Annotated in this window: 6 protein-coding genes; all 6 read right to left on the bottom strand. The window is 69.2% G+C overall.

What is annotated here, in order from left to right; translation table 11 throughout:
• A partial coding sequence (locus JWN68_RS03805) for an adenosylhomocysteinase (protein WP_297734931.1) occupies nt 1-894 on the bottom strand: 894 nt, incomplete at its 3' end.
• Nucleotides 895-987: 93 nt separating this feature from the next.
• Entirely contained in the window at nt 988-2,040 is a 1,053-nt protein-coding gene (locus JWN68_RS03800; RefSeq protein WP_297734928.1) for a DUF808 domain-containing protein, read from the bottom strand.
• A 46-nt stretch (nt 2,041-2,086) separates the two neighbouring features.
• Nucleotides 2,087-3,118: an SIS domain-containing protein gene (locus tag JWN68_RS03795; protein WP_297734925.1), complete on the bottom strand. Its 1,032-nt coding sequence runs from the start codon at nt 3,116-3,118 to the stop codon at nt 2,087-2,089.
• 18 nt (nt 3,119-3,136) lie between these two features.
• On the bottom strand, nt 3,137-3,295 hold the full coding sequence (locus JWN68_RS03790; RefSeq protein ID WP_366519734.1) for a Trm112 family protein: 159 nt from the start codon (nt 3,293-3,295) through the stop codon (nt 3,137-3,139).
• A 2-nt stretch (nt 3,296-3,297) separates the two neighbouring features.
• Nucleotides 3,298-4,692 (bottom strand): phosphomannomutase/phosphoglucomutase, encoded by a 1,395-nt coding sequence (locus JWN68_RS03785; protein WP_297734918.1) that lies wholly within the window; start codon nt 4,690-4,692, stop codon nt 3,298-3,300.
• A gap of 14 nt (nt 4,693-4,706) precedes the next feature.
• Nucleotides 4,707-5,237 (bottom strand): HIT domain-containing protein, encoded by a 531-nt coding sequence (locus tag JWN68_RS03780; protein WP_297734915.1) that lies wholly within the window; start codon nt 5,235-5,237, stop codon nt 4,707-4,709.
• Nucleotides 5,238-5,585 lie beyond the last annotated feature (348 nt).

Here is a 5,585-nt window from a genome sequence, read left to right as displayed (position 1 = left end):
GCAGATGGGGTCGATCTCGGTGACGATGACGCGAGCGCCCTGGCCGCGCAGCGACTCGGCGGAGCCCTTGCCGACGTCGCCGTAGCCACACACGACCGCGAGCTTGCCGCCGATCATGACGTCGGTCGCGCGGTTCAGGCCGTCGATCAGCGAGTGACGGCAGCCGTACTTGTTGTCGAACTTGCTCTTGGTGACCGAGTCGTTGACGTTGATCGCGGGGAAGAGCAGCGTGCCCTCGCGGAAGCGGTCGTAGAGACGCAGGACGCCGGTGGTGGTCTCCTCGGAGACTCCCCTGATGTCCTCGGCGATGGTGGTCCAGTGCTGCGGCTTGGCCTCGACCGAGCGGGCCAGCACGCGCAGCACCTCCTTGAACTCCTCGTTGTCGGTGCTGTCCTGCGGCGGCACGACCCCGGTCTTCTCGAACTCCACGCCGAGGTGCAGCAGCATGGTGATGTCGCCACCGTCGTCGAGCAGGACGTTGGGTCCGACCGGGTTGCCGTCGGCGTCGGTGAAGTCGAAGACCTTCTCGGCCTCGTCCCAGTACTCCGCGAGCGACTCGCCCTTCCAGGCGAACACGGGAGTGCCGGCGGGCGCGTCGACGGTGCCACCGGTGGACGGGTGACCCACGACGACCGCCGCTGCGGCGTGGTCCTGGGTGGAGAAGATGTTGCAGGTGGCCCAGCGCACGTCGGCACCGAGGGCGGTGAGCGTCTCGATGAGCACGGCGGTCTGGATCGTCATGTGCAGGGATCCGGCGATGCGGGCTCCGGCGAGCGGCTGGCTCGCTGCGAAGCGCTCGCGCATCGCCGTCAGTCCGGGCATCTCGTGCTCGGCGAGCTCGATCTCCTTGCGGCCGTACTCGGCCAGGCTGAGGTCAGCGACCTTGAAGTCCATCGTTGTCTCCTGAAGTGTGTGGAGCGCGTCTGCGCCGCACGTCTGTGCGCCGTCGGGATCTCCCACGCTGACCTCAGAAGCGTAGAACCGGCCTCACCGATTCTCAGAATCCTCGACGGGCTCGTCACGCCCCTTCTTGGGCTCCTCGTTGTGCACCGTCTTGTTCCGCTGGGGCACGAGGTGCATGAGGGCAAGGACGAGACCGCCGACGACGAGACCCAGGACCGCCGAGAGGACCGTGTTGACCAGCCATCCCGCAACGCCGCCGACGGCGCCTAGCGCGTGATGGACGTCCTCCTCGAGGTGGTGCACGAAGGCGTACGGCGCATGCAGGACGTCGGCGACGGTGCCACTCAACGAGGTGGACAGCTCGTCCAGGCTGATCAGGAGGATGTGTCCGCCGACCCACAACATGGCTGCGGTGCCGATCACCGAGATGACGGCCAGCACCTGGGGCATGCCGGCGACCAGCGCGTAGCCGACCTTCTTGGCCACGCGGGACGGCTTGCTCGCGAGGTGGACCCCGACGTCGTCCATCTTGACCAGCAGCGCGACGAAGCCGTAGACGGCAATGGTGATGAAGATGGCGACCACGATCAGGATCACCGCCCGGGTAAGGAAGCCCGCGTCGGGCTCGGAGTCCACGACCTCCTTGAGGGCGATCACCATGATCTCGGCCGAGAGGATGAAGTCGGTCCGGATGGCTCCGGCCACGGTCTCCTGCTCGTGCTCGGGCGTGAGCTCGCCGAGCTGCACGGCCTCCGCATCGGTCTCCTGGGCGTGACCGTGCCCGCTGATCTTCTCCCACACCTTGTGGGCACCTTCATAGGCGAGGAAGGTGCCGCCGAAGATCAGCAGGATCGGCAGCAGCCAGGGAGCGAACTCACTGAGCAGCAGGGCCGCAGGGAGGATGAAGAACAGCTTGTTGCGCAGCGAGCCGATCGCGATCTTCTTGATGATCGGCAGCTCGCGCGCTGCCGCGGAACCCTGGAGGAACTGGGGCGTCACGGCCGTGTCGTCGACCACGACCCCGGCGGCCTTTCCGCTCGCTCGGCCGGCGGCAGCCCCGATGTCGTCGACGGAGGCGGCGGCGAGCTTGGCCATCGCCGCCACGTCGTCGAGTAGGGCGAAAAGTCCTGCGGCCATCAGGCGGTCTCCCTCGCGTCGCTCACGAGATCACCCTATCGAGCGCTCATTCATCGACGAGACCGACGCGGAGGTACTCCGCGGCGTACAGGCCCTGCAGCATGAGCGAGGCGTAGCGCGCGACCTCGGTCGTCGCGTCGGTCGTCAGGGTCTCCGTGCGTACTCCACGCTCGGCTGCGGCGGCATGGAGCCGACCACGCTGTTCCCGCACGGCCGGGTCCTCGGCTCCGTCGTCGAGGACGACGAGCAGCGGGCGCCGTTCGCCCACCCCCTCGGCGAAGGGGTCCTCGAAGACGTCTCGCTGCCGGGTCGCCTCGATCAACGGAAGGAGGTGATCGGCATCAGCCGCGAGCGCGCTGCGACCACTGGCGCGGCGCATCGACTCCGCAACCCGTCGGGCAGCGCGGGCGGCGAGGACGGAGCCGCCCCAGACGATCGGTGTGGTGTCGGCCAGGGCGATGGCCAGCATCTTCGCGGGGTTGACGGCCAGGTCTCGGTGGGGCGAGCAGGAGAGGGCGACCTCGTCCAGCGCCGTGGCGACGCTCTCGGCATCGGCGCGCGGGCCCAGGCCGACCTGCTCAAGGTAGTCGAGCATGACGACCGCGGTGGCGAGCTGGTCACCGGTGACGGTCGGCAGGATCGTGGTGTAGCGACCAGCAGCGTGCTCGGCGACCAGCGAGGTGGGCGGACATGCGACCACGACCTGGGCCCCGCGGCGTACGGCCTCGGCGACCGCGGACGCGGACCCTGAGTCCGAGCCAACGGGTGCCAGCATCACGACCAGGTCGAGGCTGCCGGTCCACCCGGGCAGTGCCGGGGCGGTCCAGGCGACGAACGGGACCGGGCACCGCGGCTCCAGGACGGCTCGCAACAAGCGGGAATCGGGACCGGCTGCGATGACGGCACGGGGTCTCGACGACGTGCGGTCCCGGGCGATCGCCTCGGCGGTGGCGCTGGCGGCGTCGTGGGACTCGCGACGCACCCGAGCGCCGCTCTCCGCCAGGCTCCTCAGCCTGAGGCCGAACGCCTCCAGCACGGCCTCGTCGTCCAGCCGGGACTCGTCGAACCACGTGGCCATGTCGCTCCCGCTCCCGACTCAGCCCGGCTTGCGGGCTTCGTCGACCAGCAGCACCGGGATGTCGTCGCGGACCGGGTAGGCCAGGCCGCAGCCGGCGCAGACAAGTTCCTCGCCCTCCGCGACCAGGTCGCCGTGGCAGTCGGGGCACACGATGATGTCGAGCAGACCCTGGTCGATGTTCATGACTGACTCCTGATGATCGTGAGGATCTCGTCGCGGACGCGCTCCATGGTGGCACGGTCCCGGCCCTCGGCGTTGAGCCTCAGCAACGGCTCGGTGTTGGACGGACGGACGTTGAACCACCAGTCGTCATGGCTCACGGTGAGCCCGTCCAGACGGTCGGTGGTGACACCTTCGGCGTCGGCGTACTGCTTCTCCAGTCCGTCGACGATGCTGGCCTGGTCGGCCACGGTCGAGTTGATCTCGCCGCTGACGACATAGCGCTCGTACGCCGACAACAGCTCGGACAGGGGTGCGTCGGTCTCCGCCAGCGCGGCCAGCGCATGCAGGGCCGCCAGCATGCCGGAGTCGGCCTTCCAGAAGTCACGGAAGTAGAAGTGGCCACTGTGCTCGCCACCGAAGATCGCCCCGGTCTGGGCCATGGTGGCCTTGATGTAGGAGTGGCCCACGCGCGTGCGGACCGGCTTGCCGCCGAGCTCGGTGACCAGCTCCGGCACGGCACGGCTCGTGATGAGGTTGTGGATGATCGTCGAGCCGGGCTCCTTGGCGAGCTCGCGCGCTGCGATCAACGAGGTCAGGGTCGACGGCGAGACAGCCTCGCCCCGCTCGTCGACGAGGAAGCAGCGGTCGGCGTCGCCGTCGAAGGCGAGTCCGATGTCGGCCCCCTCGGCCAGGACCCGCTGCTGCAGGTCGACCAGGTTGGCCGGCTCGATGGGGTTGGCCTCGTGGTGGGGAAAGGTGCCGTCGAGTTCGAAGTACATCGGTACGACCTCGGTGCGGTCGGCGCCGAGGCGCTCGAAGACCGCCGGCGCCGTGAGCCCGGCCATGCCGTTGCCCGCGTCGATGACGACCTTCAGGGGTCGCCCCACCCCGGGCTCCGGGACGGGGGCCAACCACAGCAAATGCGCGGCGTAGTCCTCCAGCACGTCCTGGTGGCTGATCTTTCCGACGCTCGCCGCGGCCCGATGTCCACCACGGACCACCGAGTCCCGGATCTGCACAAGTCCCGTGTCGGAGCCGATCGGCAACGCGCCCGGGAGACACATCTTCATCCCGTTGTACCCCGCGGGATTGTGGCTGGCGGTGAACATCACGCCCGCGTGGTCGAGACGCCCGGAGGCGAAGTAGAGCTGGTCGGTCGAGGCCAGCCCGATCATGATCACGTCGGCGCCGGCCTCGGTGGCGCCGGCTGCGAAGGCAGCGGCCAGTCCGGGCGAGCTGGGCCGCATGTCGTGGCCGATGACGATCGTCGGGGCGCCGATCACCTCGCCGAAGGCGACGCCCGTCGCGCGCGCCAGGTCCTCGTCGAGCTGGTCGGGGACGGTGCCGCGAACGTCGTAGGCCTTGAAGATGGCGTTGACGTTGCTCGGGTCCAGCGTCGCACTCGTCGGCATGGGGGGCAGCGTAGTCAGGGGGCTGCGTGCCGGTCCGGGTCGGTCCGGTCGGCTAGTGCCGGAGCGCCATCACGACGCCGACGTGGTGGGGCAGTCTGCGCACGAGGGCCCGGACGTCGCTCACAGGTGGCTCGCCAGCCGGTTGCCCAGGTCGGCGATCCGCTCCGGGTCCCCTGTCGCCCCCGGTTGCCACGGCACTTCAAGCCGGTCCTTGGTGGCGTCGGGATAGCGCGGGACGACGTGCAGGTGGAAGTGGAACACCGACTGCCACGCCCTGCGCCGGAGCAGCTGAGGAGATTGACACCGTCGGCGTCGAACACCTCGACCGCAGCCTTGGCGATGCGTTGGGCGGCGCTCGTCACGTCGGCCAGGTCTTCGGCGCTGATGTCCAGCAGGTCCCGGCTGTGCCGCTTCGAGATGACCAGCACGTGCCCGTCGGAGGCGGGGTTGATGTCCATGAAGGCATACGTCGAAGCGCCCTCGGCGACCTTGACGCTCGCGATGTCGCCGGCGGCGATGCCGCAGAAGAGGCAGAAGTCCGTCATGCGCCTCACGCTAGCGAGTCGCGGGACTCGTGCGGTACGAGCCGCCCCACCCTCGTGGCGTCGCGCTCGACACTGTCCAGGCCGATCGATCCTCGACCCGGCGCACCTCGATCTCCGAAGTGGACGGGGTAGGAGTTTCGAGATTCGACCCTGCCCCGCGTCCCGTCAAGCGGTCCGGGCGTGCCTGTGGCCCCGCAGCATGTTGGTCAGCGGGGTCTGGGGCGGTGCTGCCACTGGTGAGGCGGCTGGCCGGTGGCGTCGACGTCTCGGTCAGCTGGGCTGGAAGAGCCGAGAGGTCGGGAACCCGTGTGGTCGCGGAGGAACTCGTCACCCAGTGGGCTGGTCCAG

Origin of the sequence: Nocardioides sp., assembly GCF_025964975.1 — a bacterium.
Taxonomy (GTDB): Bacteria; Actinomycetota; Actinomycetes; order Propionibacteriales; family Nocardioidaceae; genus Nocardioides.
The sequence above is the reverse complement of the archived record's forward strand: the minus strand, read 5'-3'. Positions and strand labels throughout refer to the sequence as shown.

Coding starts and splice junctions, on each gene's coding strand:
- JWN68_RS03800 (WP_297734928.1), bottom strand. CDS start 2,040: ATGGCCGCAGGACTTTTCGCCCTACTCGACGACGTGGCGGCGATGGCC.
- JWN68_RS03795 (WP_297734925.1), bottom strand. CDS start 3,118: ATGGCCACGTGGTTCGACGAGTCCCGGCTGGACGACGAGGCCGTGCTG.
- JWN68_RS03785 (WP_297734918.1), bottom strand. CDS start 4,692: ATGCCGACGAGTGCGACGCTGGACCCGAGCAACGTCAACGCCATCTTC.
- JWN68_RS03780 (WP_297734915.1), bottom strand. CDS start 5,237: ATGACGGACTTCTGCCTCTTCTGCGGCATCGCCGCCGGCGACATCGCG.